At 32.4% G+C, this 22,161-nt stretch carries 21 protein-coding genes and 1 tRNA gene; 7 read left to right on the forward strand and 15 right to left on the reverse strand.

The window, feature by feature from the left end:
- Positions 1 to 353 precede the first annotated feature (353 nt).
- The 8 genes from C8C83_RS13650 to C8C83_RS13685 form a co-directional block, all read right to left on the reverse strand.
- On the reverse strand, positions 354 to 827 hold the full coding sequence (locus C8C83_RS13650) for a hypothetical protein (RefSeq protein WP_121329047.1): 474 nt from the start codon (positions 825 to 827) through the stop codon (positions 354 to 356).
- Between the two features lie 2 nt (positions 828 to 829).
- Complete coding sequence (locus C8C83_RS13655) at positions 830 to 2,236, reverse strand: hypothetical protein (protein ID WP_132011783.1); 1,407 nt, start codon at positions 2,234 to 2,236, stop codon at positions 830 to 832.
- Positions 2,237 to 2,431: 195 nt separating this feature from the next.
- Positions 2,432 to 2,746 carry a hypothetical protein gene (locus C8C83_RS13660; RefSeq protein ID WP_121329049.1) on the reverse strand — a complete coding sequence of 105 codons (315 nt, stop codon included), beginning with the start codon at positions 2,744 to 2,746 and terminating at the stop codon, positions 2,432 to 2,434.
- A gap of 131 nt (positions 2,747 to 2,877) precedes the next feature.
- Positions 2,878 to 3,273 (reverse strand): hypothetical protein, encoded by a 396-nt coding sequence (locus tag C8C83_RS13665; RefSeq protein ID WP_121329050.1) that lies wholly within the window; start codon positions 3,271 to 3,273, stop codon positions 2,878 to 2,880.
- A gap of 54 nt (positions 3,274 to 3,327) precedes the next feature.
- Positions 3,328 to 4,002: a hypothetical protein gene (locus C8C83_RS13670; protein ID WP_132011784.1), complete on the reverse strand. Its 675-nt coding sequence runs from the start codon at positions 4,000 to 4,002 to the stop codon at positions 3,328 to 3,330.
- Positions 4,003 to 4,227: 225 nt separating this feature from the next.
- Positions 4,228 to 5,061, reverse strand: coding sequence for a hypothetical protein (locus C8C83_RS13675; protein ID WP_132011785.1), 834 nt, complete (start codon positions 5,059 to 5,061; stop codon positions 4,228 to 4,230).
- 419 nt (positions 5,062 to 5,480) lie between these two features.
- Positions 5,481 to 6,692 (reverse strand): tyrosine-type recombinase/integrase, encoded by a 1,212-nt coding sequence (locus tag C8C83_RS13680; RefSeq protein WP_121329053.1) that lies wholly within the window; start codon positions 6,690 to 6,692, stop codon positions 5,481 to 5,483.
- A gap of 66 nt (positions 6,693 to 6,758) precedes the next feature.
- A tRNA-Met gene (locus C8C83_RS13685) sits at positions 6,759 to 6,832 on the reverse strand.
- A 153-nt stretch (positions 6,833 to 6,985) separates the two neighbouring features.
- Here C8C83_RS13685 and C8C83_RS13690 point away from each other — a divergent pair.
- Positions 6,986 to 7,378, forward strand: coding sequence for an START-like domain-containing protein (locus tag C8C83_RS13690; protein WP_026984135.1), 393 nt, complete (start codon positions 6,986 to 6,988; stop codon positions 7,376 to 7,378).
- 54 nt (positions 7,379 to 7,432) lie between these two features.
- Positions 7,433 to 8,272, forward strand: coding sequence for an aminotransferase class IV (locus C8C83_RS13695; RefSeq protein ID WP_121329054.1), 840 nt, complete (start codon positions 7,433 to 7,435; stop codon positions 8,270 to 8,272).
- On the opposite strand, the gene C8C83_RS13700 is transcribed toward C8C83_RS13695, so the two are convergent.
- From C8C83_RS13700 to C8C83_RS13720, 5 genes are all read right to left on the reverse strand, one after another.
- A complete protein-coding gene (locus C8C83_RS13700; protein ID WP_121330042.1) occupies positions 8,269 to 8,829 on the reverse strand; it encodes a YqgE/AlgH family protein in 561 nt (186 codons plus the stop codon). The two genes, C8C83_RS13695 and C8C83_RS13700, sit on opposite strands and share 4 nt — an antisense overlap.
- Positions 8,830 to 8,957: 128 nt before the next feature.
- Positions 8,958 to 9,230, reverse strand: coding sequence for an HU family DNA-binding protein (locus C8C83_RS13705; RefSeq protein ID WP_017498096.1), 273 nt, complete (start codon positions 9,228 to 9,230; stop codon positions 8,958 to 8,960).
- 180 nt (positions 9,231 to 9,410) lie between these two features.
- A complete protein-coding gene (fmt, locus tag C8C83_RS13710) occupies positions 9,411 to 10,358 on the reverse strand; it encodes a methionyl-tRNA formyltransferase (RefSeq protein ID WP_121329055.1) in 948 nt (315 codons plus the stop codon).
- Positions 10,358 to 12,253 carry an ATP-dependent DNA helicase RecQ gene (locus tag C8C83_RS13715; protein WP_132011786.1) on the reverse strand — a complete coding sequence of 632 codons (1,896 nt, stop codon included), beginning with the start codon at positions 12,251 to 12,253 and terminating at the stop codon, positions 10,358 to 10,360. The genes fmt and C8C83_RS13715 overlap by 1 nt, the downstream gene beginning before the upstream one ends.
- Positions 12,254 to 12,318: 65 nt before the next feature.
- Complete coding sequence (locus C8C83_RS13720) at positions 12,319 to 12,852, reverse strand: ATP-binding protein (protein WP_121329056.1); 534 nt, start codon at positions 12,850 to 12,852, stop codon at positions 12,319 to 12,321.
- 412 nt (positions 12,853 to 13,264) lie between these two features.
- Here C8C83_RS13720 and C8C83_RS13725 point away from each other — a divergent pair, with 412 nt between their 5' ends.
- On the forward strand, positions 13,265 to 14,530 hold the full coding sequence (locus C8C83_RS13725) for a lipase (RefSeq protein ID WP_121329057.1): 1,266 nt from the start codon (positions 13,265 to 13,267) through the stop codon (positions 14,528 to 14,530).
- 285 nt (positions 14,531 to 14,815) lie between these two features.
- Here C8C83_RS13725 and C8C83_RS13730 read toward each other — a convergent pair whose 3' ends face one another.
- Positions 14,816 to 15,733 carry a carboxylesterase family protein gene (locus C8C83_RS13730; RefSeq protein ID WP_121329058.1) on the reverse strand — a complete coding sequence of 306 codons (918 nt, stop codon included), beginning with the start codon at positions 15,731 to 15,733 and terminating at the stop codon, positions 14,816 to 14,818.
- 253 nt (positions 15,734 to 15,986) lie between these two features.
- Here C8C83_RS13730 and C8C83_RS13735 point away from each other — a divergent pair, with 253 nt between their 5' ends.
- The 4 genes from C8C83_RS13735 (at position 15,987) to C8C83_RS13750 (ending at position 19,430) form a co-directional block, all read left to right on the forward strand.
- On the forward strand, positions 15,987 to 16,283 hold the full coding sequence (locus C8C83_RS13735) for a DUF493 family protein (RefSeq protein WP_121329059.1): 297 nt from the start codon (positions 15,987 to 15,989) through the stop codon (positions 16,281 to 16,283).
- Positions 16,284 to 16,286: 3 nt separating this feature from the next.
- Entirely contained in the window at positions 16,287 to 17,009 is a 723-nt protein-coding gene (locus tag C8C83_RS13740; protein ID WP_121329060.1) for a DUF4290 domain-containing protein, read from the forward strand.
- Positions 17,010 to 17,111: 102 nt separating this feature from the next.
- On the forward strand, positions 17,112 to 18,425 hold the full coding sequence (gene murA, locus C8C83_RS13745; protein ID WP_121329061.1) for a UDP-N-acetylglucosamine 1-carboxyvinyltransferase: 1,314 nt from the start codon (positions 17,112 to 17,114) through the stop codon (positions 18,423 to 18,425).
- 129 nt (positions 18,426 to 18,554) lie between these two features.
- The gene (locus tag C8C83_RS13750) at positions 18,555 to 19,430 is read left to right on the forward strand and encodes a cation diffusion facilitator family transporter (protein ID WP_121329062.1); all 876 of its coding nucleotides are present in this window, start codon (positions 18,555 to 18,557) and stop codon (positions 19,428 to 19,430) included.
- Positions 19,431 to 19,632: 202 nt separating this feature from the next.
- Here the strand turns inward: C8C83_RS13750 and C8C83_RS13755 are convergent, their stop codons facing one another.
- On the reverse strand, positions 19,633 to 22,122 hold the full coding sequence (locus C8C83_RS13755; protein WP_121329063.1) for a DUF5686 and carboxypeptidase regulatory-like domain-containing protein: 2,490 nt from the start codon (positions 22,120 to 22,122) through the stop codon (positions 19,633 to 19,635).
- Positions 22,123 to 22,161: the final 39 nt, after the last annotated feature.

A 22,161-nucleotide genomic window follows, 5' to 3' on the forward strand; every position in this document is an offset into this window, starting at 1 on the left:
GTATCACAGACACTTTATCAAAGAAAAAAAATCCACTCATTTTCGAGTGGATTTTTTTTAAAGGGCTCATTAATTATTGAATGGGTAGTAGATTATAAAATAATTTTCCTTTTTTCTTATTTAAAGTAAACTTTATAAATTAGTTCTACTCTGTCTATTTTTTACCAAATAAAAGATCGTACCGATAATAAATATAGGTAAAACAAAATAGAAATAACTTATGAGGTAGTAAGTATCACCCAAGTTAATTGCATATAAATACTCATTAAAGAAAAAAAAGACAAATAGCAAAATGCAGATTGTCGCAAAAATCAAATAGTTTCTAAGTGGTGTTTTCATTATAAAAGTTTTTTCTAAAAATCTGAATATTCCCAATCTACTTCATATTTGATTAATTTATCATTCTTAATTTTCTCTACAACATAAACTTTAAAATACGGATGTATCGAAGTAACGGGGAAAGGTGGTATGAATCCAGATTTCTTATAAGCATCAGTTTTTTTACTTTCTGTTTTATAATACAAAACTTCATTTTCTCTCAGTTTTGCAATGTTTTCTAGTTTTATATTATTTAAAAAGCTAACAAGACAAGTGTCTGCTCTATGTTTTTTCTTATCAAAAACAAATCTTTCAGATTTTATCTTAAAATATATTTTTCCCTCTCTTTGAACTTTTGCATCATTCTCTTTTGAGTTAAACAATATATATTTTATAGGCTTTAGGGATTTATTCCCTCCTTTATAAAAAGAATAGTAATCACTTTCTTTTGTTTGTCCACTGAGGAAATTTACTAGGAGAAAAAACAGTATAGTTATATTTGTTTTCATAATTAGTTACAGTTTGAAGGTCCCTTGTATATATTTTGACTTATTAAATTACTAATTGCCGTCTTTTGTGCAGTTGATAAATTAGCCCAAGCAACAGTAGTTTTTCCATCGCCTAAATTCCCTAAGCCAAACCAAGCAACAGATTCATATGTCGAACGAGGAAGGCGATTATTGTCAAATTGTTGTATAATATCAGCAATGATACCTCGATAGTGAGTTGCCATCATATCATGATTCCAAGTAGCATGAAATCTATTGTAAAAATAATCCATCAAGCCCGGATAATTATCTTTCAAAGCATTTACATAGGCAGTTTGTTGCTGAGCAGTCATTGTCGCAGGATCCAAACTTCCACTTTGTGCAGCTGATAACATTTTTCTAAACATCTCAGCATGAATAATTTCATGAGCGAACACTGTTGCACTTCCTAAATCGGATAGAGTTCCTAGTTTAGTATTGTCATATTGAATTTCCGTTATATAATTTACAGGTGGTTTTGTGATGCCAAAAACATACGGATCTAGATTATTATTAATAGTCAATTTCAAATGACTTACAGAAAAATCTCCATCAAACTTTTTTATTGCATTACTAAATAAAGAAGAAGCCATTAATCGTAAATATATACATTTAGCTTTTCCTGTTAGTTGATCGAATATTTTTTGATCTAAAAAACAATCCCCAAGTTTATAAACATATCCTGCTGGACAACCTTCCGAAGGATTAGGATTAGTGCTAGTTCCACCTCCATAATCAGGTGCAGGTAAATACTGAGGGTCACTTCCGCCACTAGCATAACAACCTACTTCGTAAAGTGGTTCGAAATGTCCATCCTCATACCAATAGCCATAATAAACACATTGTATTTCATTTTCAGAGTATTTTGCTGTCAAAGAAGGTTCTAACTTTTTTCCTTTTTTAAATTCAATTTTAGTGCCAGCATTAGTAGCTAATTCTTGTACAAAAATTTTACCGTTAAAAGTATCTTTAATATTATAATAATTATAATTTTTATCTTGAATTTTATAATTCTCATCATTCGTTAAAATCTGAATATAAAAAAGTTTAAATCCATTTTGTTCATCTTTTATAAACATTAAACGATGGTGGTCATTATATTGATTGGCTTCTTTAGTTGTAGCACTTAAATTACTACTAAGATTAAAAGGCACTTCTATTATTTGTCCATCTTCACCTTCAGAAATAATTGCGTTTTGCCACTGCAAACTTCCTATATAATTTAAAACCGTTGAGCTATAATCTTTTTGATGATTATCAAACCAAATTTTAGCCTCAGAAGAAGACTGAGCAACATTTTTCTGTCCGATTTCTTCAGTCGCACAATTTGTCATTAATAACACAAGACTTAATAACAGTAAGCTTTTAAACATTTTTGTAATTCTTCTCATAGTTAATTATTTTCTTACAGCTAAAGTAAAAATTATTAATTGTAATCAAAGAAAAAACTTATAAAAACCACTCTGAATTAAAAACAAACCTATAGTCTTACGCGTGTTAAAAAAAAGACCTTCAATTTTTAATGTAGATTTTTATTAGATCCTGGAAAAAGATCCGGAACAGATCTGAGTAAAAAAAGTCTACATTTATTTAGTCTTTCTACGTTGATAATAACTTTTCTCTTCTTCCTTAGGTTCTGCTTTCAATTTCATTACATTTTCGTAATATTTGATAATAGCTTCTTCACTAAGAATTACTTTGTTTCTACTCAATGGGCATTCAAGCCCAAGAACATTTAAACCCCTCCTTATATCAAGGGCAAAACTCATTTCAAAGAAAATAAAATCTAGTTCACCTTTTTCGAACAAATACTTTATCGCTTTGTATCTTTTGTCTCTTTCATCTAATTTCGATGCTGACAGTACATGATATTCTACCGCACTTTTTTCTTGCCATGTCATAATACTTCATTTTTAGAAGTACAAAGGTAAAACGTATCATGGCATTGTGTTGTCCCAAATTATAACAGATTGTGTTTAGAGTAATCCTATTGCTCATCTGTTGTAATAGCTGTTATGCGTTCTACAATTTTTTATTTAATTGGTAAAACGGCTCTTGCTTCATTTTCGATCGACCATTGAACTTGCCATGTATCTCCATCAACTTGGTCAAGTAAGACAAAATTATAAATATTAGCCGTTGGATATAGCGTAAACCTACCGTTCATTTCCATTTCATTTAACACTAGGGGAGTTGTGTTTAATTCCGTTACCATTCTATTTCCTTTTAAACTAAATTGAACTTGCCACATTTTTCCGTTACGTGTGTTCAACTTTATAAATGTCCATGTATTTTGTGTCGGAAAAAGTTCATAAACATCAGTTAAGTCACTTTGTTTTCTCTGAGTATTATCTTTTTTGGGTTCATTTTGTCCGACCACAGTTGTTACTGTTAATATAAAGATTAATAAGGGTACAATCTTCTTCATACTTTTAATATTTAGAGTTTCTTTTCTTCTACCATTAACTGCTGTGCTGACTTATTAATTAAATCCAAATTCGATAAATTTAGATCCTATTTCATTTATACTATAGATTAGTCTTGGTTGAATATCATCTACTTTTCCACCAACTCTGATTTGCATTTGTTTCTCCCTTTTTATATCAGAAATTGATTGTTTTATAAGTCCTATTTGATGTAAGTTTGATTTAACATCATTATCTATCCTTTCAAGATAGTAATTATTTTCCAATAACTTTAAGTCTTCTATATACGCATTATCAATAATGTGAGTTAGTCTAATAAAATCTTTATATTCCAATTTTCCAATAATTGTTTTTTTAAATAGTCTTCCTATAAAGGTTGCTTTTTCATCATCGTTTAACCTATTTAGTGTTATAAGTAGCTTTTCTCCAGCATTATTTGTTTCCTTTCTAGATTCCAATTCATTTATAAACTTTTCTCGGTCATTTAACTCAATATCCTTTAATTCAAACAGAAATTTAAGCAGTTTTTTGATAAAAAAAGATTCTGTTATCTTTTGGTATAAGCTATAACCCTTAAAACCTATTCCGAATATAGGAATATCCTTTAAAACTCCTGATTCTATAATTAAATCTAGACTAGTTTCAAAAAGTTCAGGTGTTAATTCAGTTATTGCTTCTGATTTAACAGATTTAAAAATATCAACTTTATTTTTTTCTTCTTTATCTCTCATTTTTGGAGCTTGCAGGTAACGTTCCTCGGCTTGGTGCAGTAGCTGCTGCGTGAACATTTATTTTTTTTACTAAGATAAGATTTTTCAGCGGAAAATCGAACAGCGGGTTTAGGACTAAATTAAGTCCATTCTTCGGATTTGCCAAGTCATTCAAAATACAAAAAAAACTTTCTATTGAAGCAATTGCCCAAATCCGTTGTACTAGCTGTTGGCACATCGTCTTTTTTAATTTGATGAGATGAAAGTTTCTCCGTTAAATTCATTCATCTGCCCTTTTATAAATTTATCTTCGATTATTTCTTTCAATTCTTTTGTACAGTTTTCTGAATAAACTGGATAAACTGTTCCTTTAAAATTAATGTTATCTCCGTTAATTTCTGTCCACTCTATTAAACATAAAATCACTCCAAAATTCATCTCTTTTTTCATTATTTCTTTTACCTCATTTAAAGACATAGAAACAGGAATATTTTTTTCAAATGTTTGATATGTAGCTTCTGATATGTCAATTATTAATGCACAGTTTGGATTCGCATACTTTTTTGCATTTTTATTTCTAAATGTATTCAGTAATTTATTTCCTGGATTTATTTCATTTGTTGCTTCTGAAAATCTGATTGAAGTAATTTCAAATCCGGAGTTATTTACAATAAAATCCGGTTCTTTTAAATTCGCATCACCAAATTTAAAATCTAAATTCGCATTTCTGCAAGTTTCTATGAAATGTGCACATTCCTTAATTTCAAAAATGTGTCCGTGAATTGAAATGTTTTTATTGTTTACAATTCTTTTAAGATATGTTTTGTAAATATTCTCGTTGTAGTTTTTTATGTCCATTAATGCTAACCCAAGAATTCTTAAATGATGTTTTTTAATTTCTTTTTCTTTTTCAGAAAAATCACTTATTGAACTGATTTTTTTTGATATAGGGTGCGATAAATCTGTTAAATCTATTCCCAATTCATTTTTATAATATTCAATAATATACTTCATTTCTATTTTGGGTTTTTCGGTGAAAATTTCTGCCAACTTATTTATATATACTTCAAAATCACACATATCGATCTTGATTTGGCTAGCTTTGTGTGATTGATAGCCACATATTCTTTTTCTTTCAAATGTATAATTTTTCTTTTTTCAAATTTTGGAAACCTATTTAACGCATGGTTTTCAAAAACAAAAATACACAATAATCTACAAAGCAGACTTTTAACAAAATGTATTTCCAAGTTTCCTAAAGAAACCGTGTTTTTTGGTGTCACTCATTAAAACATCAAAATGAAACGTTTGCTGATTGAATTGTTACGTCACAATCCTTATTTCTTGGGGTGTCTAATTCCGTTGTTTTTAGATTTGCAGAAAGGAAGCTTGTCAAAAAAAAAATCCACATTGTATTTGATTAGTAACTAATTAAATGTAGATTTTTATTTGATCCTGGAAAAAGATCCGGAACAGATCTGAGTAAAAAAAGTCTACATTTATTTTATGTGTTGAGAGTAATCTTCGGGCATAACAGCATCTATATCACGTAAGTATTTTTCTAAAGCGCTCATTGTTGTATGACCAGTAATAAGCATTAGTTTACTTTTTGCTTCATTTGGGGTGCTATTTTTAACCAGTTCTTTATATAATTTGGTTATGAAAGTATGTCTAAAACTGTAAAGACCGTAATCTTTTCCTAGTTTCAGACTAGTTTTTACTTTCTTAAAGCGATCTCCAAAATAGCCACGTTTATCGGTTTCGTTTGTTGTCCACTCATGACCTATACCTTTTGGTGTGAATAAGTAACTTTCAGGTTCTAATTTTTCAAGGTTTGGTATTTCATTAAGTAGTATTTCAGGTATTAACTTTGTCTTTACCGCTTTGTTTTTGGCACGAACATAAATTAGTTTGTCTTTTATGTTAATGTCGCTAATGCGTAAGCGAACCACTTCTATAGGACGTAAATGATTATAAGAAATAAACTGTATAAATAGGAGAAGAAGAGTATCATGTTTTAGAAGATAATTCAAGATGTCGTTTTCTTGATCACTGCTAAAAGTTTTATTTCTTTCAGGGGTAGACTTTAAAACATTGATCTTTGGTATAAAATTATCTTCAATAATCTCGTTTGCTTCAAGTGTTTTAAAAAACATTGATAAGTTTGATCTAGTATTGTTTCTGTTTTTTGGACTAGTGCTGGCTAATACAGAATTTAGATAATTTACGACAGTTTTTTTATTTACTGATGTAATATATCTATTTTCGAATCCATTTGCCAAAAGCCACTTTTCAAATGATTTTAGTCGAACTCTAAAATCTCTGTAGCTATTTTCTTTTAAGGTGTTTTTATTTAATTCAAGTGCAAAAGTAACAGCATCTGGAATATTATAATTTTTCGATTGATCTACTGGATTAGAATCTTCAAAAGGATTATAGCCATTTACAAGAATTGTTTCAACGGCATCACGAAGAATTTTTATGGCTTCTTTACGTTCTTTGAGAGTTTTGAACTGATTTACGCCTGCGTAGACATGAGTTTGACGTTCTAATTTTCCTGTTGCGGGATTTCTAAAGGAGAAATAAACATACCAACGTTTTGATAAATCGCCATCTGCATTATAAATACTAGGTGTTGAATATTGCTTTTTGTAACTCAAAACGTGTGCGCTTTCGTGTTCTTTAGATAAGAGTTCGTGAATTTTAGGCATAAAAAAACGGTTTTAAATCACTCTAAAACCGTTTAACTTGTTGTTTTTAAAAAACTTAACATTTTGTAGCGAGGACGGGAGTTGAACCCGTGACCTCAGGGTTATGAATCCTGCGCTCTAACCAACTGAGCTACCTCGCCAAGATTGCAAGTGAACCGTGTTCCTCATTGCGGGTGCAAAGATAGAAATAATATTAATTGTTGCAAGAATAAAATGAAGAAAAAAAAATATTTTTAAAAATGCATTGTTTTTGGACATATATTCTTATATTTCGAAAAAATTAAAAGTAGCACATGGATCCAAAAATACGTTACGAAATCGAGTTTCCTATAAATTCTTCGCCGCAATTATTATATCAGTATATATCAACGCCGTCAGGTTTGTCAGAATGGTTTGCAGACAATGTAAATTCAAGAGGCGAATTCTTCACTTTCATTTGGAATGACTCGCAGGAAAAAGCGCGTTTGGCTTCTAAGAAAACCGGTGAAAAAGTAAAATTCAAATGGGTTGACGAAAGCAGCAAGGATACGGAGTACTTTTTTGAATTGCATATTTTAGTTGATGAATTGACTAAAGATGTATCATTAATGGTTGTCGATTTTGCCGAAAAAGAAGAAGTAGGAGAAGCTAAACAATTGTGGGAGAATCAGATCTCAGACCTGAAACATCTTATAGGATCTGTTTAGTGAATTTCTATTTTAAACCTTATATTTGCCCTGAACAAAATTCAGGGTTTTTTTATGATCAATTTTAACGGAAACATAGTAGAGCGAGAAGAGAATATATTAACTCAAAATCGTGCTTTTTTGTATGGAGATGGTGTTTTTGAAACACTAAAAATAATCAATAACAAAATCTTGTTTCTGGAAGATCATTATTTCCGATTAATGGCTTCGATGCGTGTTGTTAGGATGGAAATTCCAATGAACTTTACGATGGAATTCCTTGAAGAACAAGTTTTAAGTCTGGTGCAGCAAAACGGATTTTCAGCTTCAGCACGAGCTCGAATTACGGTTTTTAGAAACGATGGCGGATTTTATTTGCCAAAAACCAATGAGGTTTCATATTTAATTCATGCAACCGCACTTGAAAACACTGCTTATGCTTTAAATTCAAGCGAATACGAAGTTGATTTATACAAAGATTTCTATGTGACCAAACAATTATTATCGTCGATTAAAACGACTAATAAGATGATTAATGTTACAGGAAGTATTTTTGCTCATGAAAATGGTTTGGCAAATTGTCTTTTAATAAATGATACTAAAAATGTTATCGAAGGATTACAAGGTAATTTATTTATGGTTGTGGGCAAAAAGTTAATTACCCCACCAATTTCCGAAGGTTGTTTAAACGGCGTAATGCGCAAGCAAATTTTAGCTTTGGCTAAGAAAGTTGAAGGCATAGAAGTATTGGAAGAAATAATTTCGCCTTTTGACCTTCAAAAGGCAGACGAATTATTTCTCACCAATGTAATCATGGGAATACAGCCGATAACCAAATATCGAAAAAAGGAGTTTACCAGTAATCTGGCTCATTTACTTTTGCAGAAACTAAATGAATCCATCTCTGAAAATTAATTCAGATATGGATTTTCAGGTGCATTAGACCATATAAGATAATCTCCACCAAGCTCAATTATTTGTTCTTTCCAAAAATGAGTGGTTGACTTTCCTATAATTTTGTTTTTGTAACTATTATCAGCAATGATCCAGGAGTTTCCCTGCATTTCATTTTCAAGCTGATTTTCATCCCAACCGGTATAACCTAAGAAGAAACGAATATTATTTTTACTAATAGATCCGTTGTTAATTAAGTCTTTGGTCGATTCGAAATCACCTCCCCAATAAATTCCATTAGAAATCTCGACACTATTCGGGATTAAATCTGGAATATTGTGAATGAAATATAGGTTATCCTGTTCAACAGGACCTCCATTATATATCTTGAAAGAAGCATCGATCTCTGGGATTAGATCATTGATAGTATACTTTAGTGGTTTATTAATGATAAATCCTATTGATCCTTCTTTGTTATGGTCTGCTAATAAAATTACCGATCTATTAAATGATAAATCTCCAATTATCGAAGGCTCGGCAATAAGCAGGTGTCCTTTTTTTAATTTTTCTGAAATCATACGGCTACAATTTTTACTAAATTTAATCATAAATTTTTTAAAATCCCAAATAAAATCGTTAAACCGCACAAAAAAACCCTCCATGAGGAGGGTTTTGATTATATTATAAGTTTAGAGAACTTTCTTACTTAGTTCACTGCACCTTCTAATTCAGCTCCAGCTTTGAATTTCACTACATTTTTAGCAGCGATTTGGATAGTTTTACCAGTTTGTGGGTTTCTACCGTCTCTAGCAGCTCTAGCAGATACTGACCAAGATCCAAAACCTACTAATGAAACTCTACCACCTTTTTTCAAAGTAGCTCCTACGTTTCCTAAAAAAGACTCTAAAGCTAATTTTGCCGCAGCTTTTGTAATTCCTGCATCAGCAGCGATAGCATCGATTAATTCTGATTTGTTCATAATAATTAGTTATTAATTGTTGGTTAAAAAAAATTGTTAATACACAAATTTAGTAGGAAATCCGTTCCTTGCAAGTGTTTTCTTTAAATTTAGTAAAAATTGTTAATAACTTCGTTTTTTTGTTCATAAAGCGGGTTGTTCATCGGTGAAAATCAGGTAGAAACCCCTGTTTTACTGACTTTAATAGACCTTTGCTGTATCAGAAAAAGTTATACCATTTAGTAATTCTGCCACTTGCATTCTTTTTTTACCCGGTAATTGCAAACTCAAAAGCTGAATAAAGCCATCTTGAATCGCAACTTTGATTTCTTTTTTGCTGCAAATCAGCTTTCCAATCTCATAAGAATGCGTTTCAGAAACCAATTTTGCCTCATATATTTTGATGGATTGCTCTTCGTCTTTGTCTTTCAAGAAACACCACGAAGCAGGATATGGACTTAATCCTCGAATTAGATTATTGATTTCGTCGCCGGATTTCGTCCAATCGATCTTACAATTTTCTTTATTTAATTTATAAGCAGTTTTTATTTCCTCATTATCTTCCTGAATTGTCGTGGTTACATTTCCGTTTTCGATAACTTTTAAAGTCTCAATAACAGTTTCACTTCCTAATAACATTAATCGATCATGTAGTTGCCCTGCATTTTCTGTTGGCTCAATTGCAATTTCCGAATTTAAAATCATTGCGCCAGTATCAATTTTGTCGTCGATAAAGAAAGTTGTGACACCGGTTTTGGTTTCTCCATTAATAATTGCCCAGTTAATTGGTGCTGCACCACGATAATTTGGTAATAATGAAGCGTGAAGATTAAATGTTCCTAAACTTGGCATTTCCCAAACTACTTTAGGAAGCATTCTAAAGGCAACCACAATTTGTAAATTGGCATTCAAAGCTTTTAATTCAGCAAGGAAACCTTCGTCTTTAAGATTTGTGGGTTGTAATAAAGTTAGATTGTTCGCTAGCGCATATTCTTTTACAGCTGAATATTTTATTTTTTGTCCGCGTCCTGCTGGTTTATCTGCGGCAGTAATCACGCCAACAACATCGTAATTATTTTTGATAATGGTGTCCAGAATGCCAACAGCAAATTCCGGAGTTCCCATAAATATGATTTTCAATTTTTCCATTATGATTTTAAAGTGTATTTGTTATTCGGTTGAATGGTAATATGATTGTTTTCTAATAATTCCTGAAGTACCACAACAACATCGTTGGCATCCAGTTTTATTTGAGTTTGAATTTCTCTCGAAGTCAAAGCTGCCGATTTTAATAAATGCAGAATTTTATCGGCAATAGAATCAGCTTCTGTAATTTTTCCTTTTTGAGTAATGCAATAAGAACAAACACCGCAATTAGAATTAGTTTCTTCTCCAAAATAATCTAATACCAATCTGTTTTTGCAAGTTTTGTTCTCCTTTATATAATGTAGGACAGATAAAAGTTGTTCTTCCTTTAATTGATTTTGTTTTTCGAGATATTTTGCAACTCGATTTATCGTCAAATCATCTTCGCGAACTTCATTAAATAATATAGTAGCGTCGTTGTTTTTAGATTTATAGTCGATAATTTCTTTTTCTTTCAGTTTTTCCAGAACTGCCGAAACCTGTTCTTCCGTATGTTGTGATTTTTTTGCAATTAGCGAAAGGTTAAAAGGTGTTTTCATTTCATAAACGCCTGGATAAGTTCTCACGATTGCGAGAATAATTTCTTCATCATTCGGATTCAAGCTCATATAACGAAGAACTTCTTTTGATTCGATTAAAAACTGCAGAGTGATTTTTTCAGAAAACTCCTGAGACATCGTAATAATTCCCTGTTGGTTTAAAAACTGCAAAGCATTATAGGTTTTCAAAGTAGGGAAGTCATATTTATGACAAAAATGATTCAGTTTAAAAGAAAAAGAATCGTCTAAACCTTCGCCATAAGCAATCTGAAAATAGTTGCAGAGTTTTATATACATCAACTTCAGGAACTTTTTATCCGGCAAAACGCTTAAAAATTGCTGTTCCGTTTGATTAGCATCTGAATTATTATAAAGCAAAACCGAAAATGCTTTTTCGCCATTTCGTCCCGCTCTTCCGGATTCCTGATAATAGTTTTCGATATTTTCAGGTAACTGAGTGTGAATGACGGTTTTTACATTGTCTTTGTCGATTCCCATTCCAAACGCATTTGTAGCTACAATAACCTGCGCTTGTTCAGACATCCACAACTGCATGTTTTTATCTTTTTCTTTGGCAGAAAGTCCACCGTGATAATAAGTCGCTTTAAAACCTAATGATTGTAATTGCGTTGACATATTCAAACACGATTTTCTATTTCGTACATATATAATAGAAGGCTGTGGATTTTTTTTCAGGATTTGTTCTGTGCGGTATAATTTATCTTCAACTTCGAAAACCATGTAAGCAATATTTTTTCTTTCAAAAGATTGCTGAAAAAGAATCGGATCCTTCAAACCTAATTCGGTTTTAATATCTTCAATAACTCTTGGAGTTGCAGTTGCAGTTAAAGCCAAAAACGGAATCTTAGGAAAAAACTTTTTAAGTTCAGAAATCTTTAAATAAGCCGGACGAAAATCATGTCCCCATTGCGAAACACAATGCGCTTCATCAATAGCGATTAAATTTATAGGAAGATTTTTAATACGTTCCAATATCCAGTCTGACTGAAGTCGTTCCGGAGAAAGATATAAAAATTTAAAATTTCCGTATTGGCAATTGTCCAGAAGATCAATTATTTCTTCTGTATGAATTCCGCCTGTAAGCGCGATGGCTTTAATTTCTCGTTTCTGCAAATTCGCAACCTGATCTTTCATCAAAGCGACCAAAGGCGAAATGACTAAACATATACCTTCCTGCATCATTGCCGGAACCTGAAAACAAATTGATTTTCCGCCGCCAGTTGGTAAAAGGGCAAAAGTATCCTGACCGCTTAAAACCGAGTGGATAATCTCCTCTTGCAGCGGTCTAAAACTGTCGTGTTTCCAGTATTTTAAAAGAATTTCTTGCGCTTCTGGCATTGGTCATGTTTTAAAGTTAAAAAATTTAGAAATCGGTTTCTAGTTTTACAACTTTAAACATATGCCTAAATTTTATCTAAGATATAAAGAATTCTGTTCTCAACCGTATCTTTAGGCACTTCAATTAAGTCGTAACCGTATTTTTTATAGGTCTCAACAAGGTGTTTTTGTATCGTTAATGCCTGTTCAAAATTCTCGTAGCGTTCAGTATCGCTTTCGTAGATTTCTTCCCACGGCGGTAAAATAAAAGTTTTCGAATATTTAAAATCGGCACAAGCTTTTACAAAACTCTCCGGATAATCATCACCAATATAATCCATATATGCTACAACATCAGGAATACCGCGATCTATAAAAACGACATCGTCAGATTCTTCAAGAGCATTTTTAAATTGGTTGATGCGTCCTTCAAGTAACATTTCGCTAAACAATAAAGGCTGTTCCAAGAACAATTGTTCGATACCACGTTGTTGTGCTTCGAGTGTAACTTGTCTTGAAATTTCAGGGTAACAGCAGTAGCCACGAGCTACTAATTCGTTTATAAGAGTAGATTTTCCCGTTCCCGGGCCACCAATGAGAACTATGATTTGTTTTTGCACTTTCTAAAAATAAAGCGCAAATTTACCTAAAGTTATTGGTATTTAAAAAGATTATTTTGCTCTCAATAAATGATTTCGCAATTATTGAACATATTTCAAGATTTTGGCGGCATAAATTCATGACTTTTTGCTTCAAAATAAAATATTACTCTGATTATAACTTCTTTTTCAACTGTATTAATTCATAATATAACTTTCTGTAAAGTCAACAGTCAATTAGTTTCTTTATTTAGTGCTAATTTTCTTTATTATTTTTAGTTCCGTAATTATTTGTAAATAAAATCTTATATTTGAAATGATTAAAACTCACTAAGATACAAACTCCAATAAACATTTTTGATTTTTCTGGCTATTTATTAATGGTCAAAATAGTGTAATTATAAAAGTTTAATGCTTATCAAATCATTTTATTATGAGAAAAAAAATTAAAATTATTTTATTGTCGTTTTTAATCACCGCAACAAGTTGCAGTAGTGATGATAACAATAAATCGTATCCAGATACAAATCAGACTTATCCAACAATTGTGCAAAACAAATACCCTGTTGTTTTAGTGCATGGAATGTTAGGGTGGGGGCGTGATGAAATGAACGGATTTCATTATTGGGGAGGAAAAGGAGACATTCAGGAAGATCTAAAAAAAGAAGGGTATCAGGTATATACTGCTTCAATGGGACCATTGTCGAGCAATTGGGATAGAGCTGTAGAGCTTTATTATTACATAAAAGGAGGAACGGTAGATTATGGAGCAGTGCATGCGCAAAAATTTGGACATAATCGTTATGGTAGAACATATCTGGGAGCTTATCCGCAATGGGATGGAGTTAGTAAAGTACACTTGGTAGGACATAGTATGGGTGGGCCAACTCCTCGATACCTTATTGAACTTTTAGAAAACGGAGATGCTCAGGAGATGGCGTTTGTAGCAGCTGCCGGAGAAGCGCCAACATCAGATTTATTTAAAGGAGGAAAAAAATGGATTCACAGCCTTACAACTGTCGCAGGTGTGCATAATGGAGCATTGACAGCAGATTATTTTGAATTTAGAGAAACATTAGAAAAAATGTTTTTTGGATTAGCGGGGCTTGCTGGAGTTACGAACGAAAGTTTTTATGATTTTGATTTAGAACAATGGGGTATTAAGCGTAATACAGGCGAGACCATTCCTGCTTATTTTGAGAGAATAAAAAATGATAATTTCTGGAATAGTCAAGACAATTGTATGTATGATCTTTCTGTAAAAGCATCTGATTTGCAAAATAAAAATGCAAAAGCATCTTCAAGCATCTATTATGCTTCTTATAATATAGACGGTACCGAAGATGATAACAATGATGGAATAAGAAAACCACTTAAGTCAATGATGGAAATGTTAAAACCAGATGCTATAAAAGTAGGATCTACAACAATATCTCTTCCTTTTGGCTACATGGTATGGAGACCAAGCGATGGTTTAGTAAGTATTCCATCAGCTCAATATCCAATAGGAGATAAATATCAAATCATGGATACTGAAAAAAGAATGTTGGCGCCAATGGGAACTTGGGACGTACATTCTACCATTATGGGATTAGATCATATGAGTATTGTTATACCTGATGATAAAGCATCGACCTATAAATATTTATTGGATTTCTATACGCAAATTGCTAAAGATGTATCTAATTTGCCTCAATAAATTTGAAATAGTAAAATATAAGAAAGAACAACCGAAGGGTTGTTTTTTTATTAGAAAAAAGTGGATTGTTTTTGCGTGATTAAAATTAAAAAAAAAGATATTGGCTTTCCTGATATTATTGTAACTGGACTAAAGTCCAGCTCTACAAAATAATTCGTTCCTCCGGAACTAAAACGAGAAAGAGCCGGAGGTTCGGCAAATATTGTAGGGCTGGACTTTAGTCCAGTTTAGATAAGGAATATATTATAAGTTTCAATATTATACAATATCAATTTAAGATTGTAATTATTCACAAAACAAATATTTCCCAGAACCAGAACCTTTCTTCTCAGAAGGAATAATAATATGCGATTCAAATCTCTTTCCTTTCAAAACATCATTTACAAAATCCAAAACATATTGTTGTCCTTGGTGGAAAAGATAACCTGAGAATTCATGTCCGCCGCCACAAAAAGTAATCAGTTCAATATCTTTATGGAGATCATTCATTTGATTGTAAACAGCGTAAGATCCAAAAAGAATCAACCAACCCGAAGCATTTGTTGGGCAAGAACGATGCGACCCCGCAGCATATGGAACAGTTTGGTCATTATTTCCGTGTGCTAATAACATCGGAATTGCTTTTTCTTTTGTTATTAAATTAATATCCTGAATTGCTCCCGAACCTCCGATAAAACCTGCGTATTTGAAATTTTCAGGCAAATTGTTTTTATATAAATTCATCAGTTTATAATCCCAAAACGAAGCTTGAAAACCAATTTCGGCACCTGCACTAATTCCGGAAATAAATATTTTAGAAGTATCAAGATTATATTTATTCGCATTTTCGATTAAAAACGAAGTCGCTTGCCACATATCGCTCACGCCAATTTGGATTGCTTTTATTTTTTCGGTTAAAGTTCCTTTGCAGCCAAAATCTTTTCCCTTCATATATAAGCTGTACGAAATGCTGGCAACTGCATAACCGTTTTTAGCCATAAACATTCCGAAATCTTTCTCACTGGTACGTTCACCACCAGAAAATCCTCCGCCGAAAGCGAAAATGATTAACGGAATTTTTTCGTTAGTTTTCTTTTGTGGTAAATATAAATCCAGATCCAGTTTGATTGTATCATTCTGAAAGTAAGTCATGGTTTTGATTTCCTGAGCCTGAATGTTGTGAAAAGTGAGAATAGTAAAAAGTAAGATGATGATTTTTTTCATTGGATTGTATTTTAATCTCGCAAAGTCGAAAAGAAAACGTTCTAAGTTTAAAAACTTTGCGACTCTGCGACTTTGCGAGATATTTCGGCGTATTGTTTTCTCAAATATAAGAGGAAAATTGACAAAGAGATAAAGTTACAACGCTTTTTTCTTTGAACCTTTAAAACAAAGTTTTAAGCCTGAAAAAAATCTAAAATCTAAAATCTGAAATCTGAAATCAAAACCGTATATTTGCGTTTATTTTTAATTACGAATGGAGAACGATAAAGAAAAAAACACCGCCGAATTTTACGAAAGATTAAAGGTTGAGTTGGATAATTCAAATACCTGGCCAGCAGAATACTTGTATAAATTCATTGTGCCTTCAGTAGACGATAATGTAGAGAGAGTTGAAAAAGCTTTTGATAGCATGGGTGCGGTTATTAAAACTACAAAATCAAAAACCGGTAAATTTACCAGTGTTTCTGTAGATGTTACTATGCATAGTGCTGACGAAGTGATTATCAAATACAAAGAAGTTTCTACCATAGAAGGTATAGTTTCATTATAACTTATGAACGAAAAATATAAAAAAGAAGTCGCGAATGATGTTGTCTTTAATTTGGAATATAATTCTGAAAGACAACGTTTGATCATTCCAGAATACGGTCGTCATTTGCAAAAACTGATCGATCAGGCTACTCATATAGAAGATGCTGAAACGCGCAATAAAGCTGCGAAATATATCATTCAGGTTATGGGAAGTTTGAATCCTCATTTGCGTGATGTGCCTGATTTTCAGCACAAATTATGGGATCAGCTTTTTATTATGTCTGATTTTAAATTAGATGTAGAATCTCCATATCCAATTCCGTCTCGAGATGTATTACAGCTAAAACCGGATGTATTACAATATCCGCAAAACTTCCCAAAATATAGATTTTATGGTAATAACATCAAATATATGATTGATGTTGCCAATAAATGGGAGGAAGGCGAAATGAAAAATGCATTGGTATTGGTAATCGCCAATCATATGAAAAAATCATATTTAAGCTGGAATAAAGACACGGTAAAAGACGATGTGATTTTTGAACATTTATATGAATTGTCAGGAGGAAAAATCAATTTGTTGCAAAGCACAGAAGAGCTTTTAAATACAACTGATTTAATGCGTACCAATAAACGTATGTCAAACAAAATCACACCACCGGGACAACCAAAAATCCAGAGCAATAAAAACAATAACAACAAAGGCGGTAAAAAACCTTTTGTAAAAAATAATAATCAGAAATAAAAAAAGGAGCTAAGATGCTAAGCTTCTAAGTTGCTAAGTTTTTTACTTAGAATCTTAGAGACTCAGAACCTTAGAAACTTTGAAAGAACCTAAAAGAGATCTATGGGAATTTTTAAAATCGAAGGAGGAATTCCTTTAAAAGGAGAAATCACTCCGCAAGGAGCAAAAAATGAGGCGTTACAAATTTTATGTGCCGTGCTTCTAACGGGTGATAAAGTGAAAATTAATAATATTCCCGATATTATTGACATCAATAAATTAATCACATTGTTGGGTAATTTAGGAGTAAAAATTCAACGCAATGAACCGGGTTCGATTACGTTTCAGGCTGATGAAGTTAATGTTGGATATTTGGAAACCGAAGCTTTCAAAAAAGAAGGTGGAGCGCTTCGTGGTTCTATTATGATTGTTGGGCCATTATTGGCACGTTTCGGAAAAGGATATATTCCTAAACCGGGAGGAGATAAAATTGGTCGTCGTAGATTAGATACACACTTTGAGGGTTTTATTAACCTTGGAGCAAAATTCAGATACAATAGAGAAGATCACTTTTACGGAGTAGAATCTCCAGAAGGCGGACTTACAGGAACAGATATGTTGCTTGATGAAGCATCTGTTACGGGAACAGCAAACATTGTTATGGCAGCTGTTTTGGCAAAAGGAACTACAACTGTTTACAACGCAGCTTGTGAGCCTTACTTGCAACAATTGTGTAAAATGTTGAACTCTATGGGAGCTAAAATCACCGGAGTTGGTTCAAATTTATTGACTATCGAAGGTGTTGAAAGCCTTGGTGGTTGCGAGCACAGAATTCTTCCTGATATGATCGAAATTGGTTCTTGGATTGGTCTTGCGGCTATGACAAAAAGCGAAATCACGATCAAAAATGTAAGCTGGGAAAACTTAGGTTTGATTCCAAATACATTTAGAAAATTAGGTATTACAATCGAAAAACGTAATGACGATATTTATATTCCTGCTCATAAAGATGGATATGAAGTAAAAACTGATATTGACGGTTCTATCTTAACAATTGCAGATGCGCCATGGCCAGGATTTACACCTGACTTATTGAGTATCGTTTTGGTTGTAGCAACACAAGCAAAAGGTGATGTTTTGATTCACCAGAAAATGTTCGAAAGCCGTTTGTTTTTCGTTGATAAATTAATCGATATGGGAGCAAAAATCATGTTATGTGATCCGCACAGAGCTGTGGTTATGGGACATAATTTCGAATCTCAATTAAAAGCAACAACAATGTCATCTCCTGATATTCGCGCTGGGATTTCATTATTAATTGCAGCACTTTCAGCAAAAGGAACAAGTACAATTCAAAATATAGAACAAATTGACCGTGGATACGAGCGTATCGACGAACGTTTGAGAGCAATTGGTGCAAAAATCGTAAGAGCGTAAAAAAGTTTTAGCCATGAATTACACAAATTGACACGAAAAGAAATTTTTTAAAAGATTATCTAATTTGTGATAATTCGTGCAATTCGTGGCAAAAAAATATAATATAAATGTCGTGCTAAAAATTCGCAAATGACAGATGAACAAAAAGCTGTAAAAGCTACTATATTCAGTATAGTTGGGAACACCTGCTTAGCCTTGATAAAAGGTTTGGCAGGTTTTTTTGGCAATTCTTATGCCTTAATTGCAGATGCGATAGAATCGACTGCGGATATATTTTCGTCTTGTTTGGTTTTATTCGGAATCAAATATTCTAATAAACCGGCCGATGAAAATCATCCTTACGGACACGGTCGTGCAGAGCCTTTAATTACTTTTTTGGTTGTTGGATTTTTAATTACTTCGGCAACTATTATTGGTTACGAAAGTATTGCCAATATTCAAACGCCACATGGATTACCAAAATCATGGACTTTATATGTTTTAGGCGCAATTATTATCTGGAAAGAGTATTCGTATCGTTTGGTAATGAAACGAAGCAGAGAAACTAATAGTTCTTCTCTTGCCGCTGATGCCTGGCACCATCGTAGTGATGCAATTACTTCTGTAGCGGCATTTATCGGGATTTCGATTGCACTGATTATGGGCAAAGGTTATGAATCTGCAGATGATTGGGCGGCGCTTTTTGCTGCTTTTTTTATCTTGTACAATTGCTATAAAATTTTCAGACCTGCGCTTGGCGAAATCATGGATGAGAATTTAAATGATGATTTAGTCGAAGAAATTAGGGTAGTAGCCATGACTGTAGAAGGTATTTTAGGAACTGAGAAATGTTTTATTCGTAAAGCCGGAATGAAATATCATGTTGATCTTCATGCTATAGTTTCAGCACAAATATCAGTAAAAGCAGGACATGATTTGTCTCATAAACTTCAGGATAAATTAAAAGAAAAAATACCTCAGTTAGGAAATGTTTTGATTCACATCGAGCCAGATGATTATCATTGAGAAGAGGTTCAGAGGAACAAAGGTTCAAAGGGACAAAGGTTTTCTGTACTTTGTGAATCTTTGTCTAAGGTTTTCTTTTGCAACGATAAAAAATAAAATCCGTTTATTCTTTTAAAGAATAAACGGATTTTTTTATTGAGATAATTGTTAGTTCAAGCGAAACGAAAAACTTCTCAAAGCATTTGCCTCTGAACCTTTGTGCCTAATCCAAAACATTTAAAATCTTCAAGCCGAACACAACACCATTTTGCTGAATTCCGCCTTGATAAGAATGAACATAATCTACTCTGAATAATTTAAATTTTCCAAAACCCAGATTATCTAAACCAACAGTAAATTCAGTATATGGTTTTCTGTCTGGAATTGCAAGTGAATGAAATCCTAGATTCATAGTAGATTTCAAGAGATTCAACAATGGAATTTTATTCATAATAAATCCTGTGTCATTATGCTCTAAATGCATTTCAAAATAGCTGTCGTTTGTGCTATTGGCGTAATATGGCATCAAATTAAAAACATTCAGATAACGATCAGTTGTGCCGATATGAGTTTGGTTTCCGTTAAAATGTCTGTAATCTATGAAAGAAATATTCTCAGCATTAAAGAATTTTCCACCTCTAAAATTCATTCCCAGAATTCCTTTGTTTCCTAATGCTAAATCGTATTGTACAGAAGCGCCAATTCTTTCGAATTCATACTTTTTCTGATTGGCTGCAAAAGCCTTTTCAAAAGCTAAAAAGACCGTTGGATATTTATCATTTTTAAAATTGTATCTTCCGTCAGGGCGAGAAATATATTTATTTCCAAAATTAATTCGTGCCGATAAAGCCGCTTTGAACAAATGATGCGGATCAAAAGCCGGAGTTACAAAGTCATTTGGTGCCAACGGATTGTTTGAAGAATAGATATCATCTCTTTTGAAGAATGAATAATCCGTAGTATTAAAAAGAGGTTTTCGCTGCTCGTAACCAACTTTAGCATTCAAATTTACTCCGTTTGCAACATCTTGTGAATAATTAACCTGAGCAAATTCCAGATTATAAAGCTTCATGTAATTGTCTTTGAAAAACAATGAACTTATAGAATTGACAAAGTTGCTTATAGGTTGAGCACTATTAAATTGAGCGACTTTTGTTCCTCCCGAAGCCCAAATCGTAGCATAATTTATATTGTTGAATTTGTGACTGAATTCGCCGGTAACGCGAAAACGCTCATCAGAGAAACCATAATTAAAAGTTGTACTTATAGAAGTAGAAGTTCCTTTTTCTTCATTCCATTTTTTAAATGAAAAACCAGAATCGAGATTAAAACCCTGAACAGTATTAAAACTTAAAGACGAAAGATTCAATAAACCTTTATATTCAAAAGAGTGTTTTTTGAAAGTGTTTTTATAGTCATAACCCATTATCACATCCGTGACTTTAAACTTATTGTTTTTGGCATCGATAGAATCAGTATATTTTTGAGACTTTCTGATGGTTTGTAAACTGTCTTTTTTAGTATAATCATTGCTTTCCTCAATGGTCAAAGGAATTGGACGAATTTGATTCCAGAAAGCATCGTCTTTTTTATTTGCATCAGCTTCAAAAGCTACAATTTCATTTCCAAAAGTTTTCTTTTCAAAAGAAGCAGGAAATTCGTAATTCGAATAAACATAATTGAATTTTCCGGAGAACTTTACACCAAAAGCACCGGCATTAAACGAAAGTGTCTGAGCGTTTTTTGACCAGATTTTATTTTTAACATTATAACTAAAGCTCTGTTTTAGATTCATTACTTCAGTAAATTCGTTTTTCATTCTGTAACCTTTTATGTCTAAGTCTACAGCATAAATCGCAAAACTATCATCAACAATATAAATGTAACCTTCAAAAACAGGTTCTTTGTCGCGTTTTGGTGTTACTTTTATTTTATAAATCTGCTGATTATTGTCGTCAAAAAAACTACCTTCAAGTTTGTATTTGTAATAGTTGAAAGCATTGTCAGCAATAGGAGAGATGAGGTTAATGTTGAATTCTAATGTATTATCATAAAAATCATAAGTAGATAAAGTGGCAGTATTATAACTGAATCCTTTATTGTTTCCTGAAACTTTGGAAGCAATGATTTTCTCTTTTAGTTTTCCTGGTTTTTCAAAAGAAATCTTAGAAATAGTTTCTGATAAATATAAAATGCCTGTTCCGGTTGAATCTAAATTTGAAGCCATTTCGTCACCGATATCGACTTTCATTCCCATTATTTTCTTTGGAAGATCTTTTATCTTGAACATTCCTTTCGAATAAAAATCAGCGGTGTAACGTGCCGTCTTTTCCGAATTGTCTTTTTTGTTTGCGATTGCACTTTTTATAATTGCATTGGCAGGATTATTTTTGGGATCAATAACGACTTCATTCAATGCAAAACTTTCTTCCTGCATTACAATGTTTAATGTAACCGTTTTTGAATCTGATGCAACGGTTGATTTTTGAGTTTTAAAACCCAGGTATTGAAAAACTATTTTGTTTTTACCAATCTCTTTTACATTCAGTTGATATTTTCCCTGTTCGTTAGAAGTTGTTCCCGTATAGGTGTTTTCCTCAAAAACCGAAACAAAAGGGAGTGGATTTCCTTTATCGTCGGTTATGGTTCCTTTGATTTGTGCAAAGTTGGAAATCGAAAAAAATAAAAAGGCTGATAAAATAAAGTTTCTCATGGAAGTGGTTTCTCTAACAAAAATAGAATAAGTTAAAAA

Origin of the sequence: Flavobacterium sp. 90 (assembly GCF_004339525.1) — a bacterium.
Taxonomy (GTDB): domain Bacteria; phylum Bacteroidota; class Bacteroidia; order Flavobacteriales; family Flavobacteriaceae; genus Flavobacterium.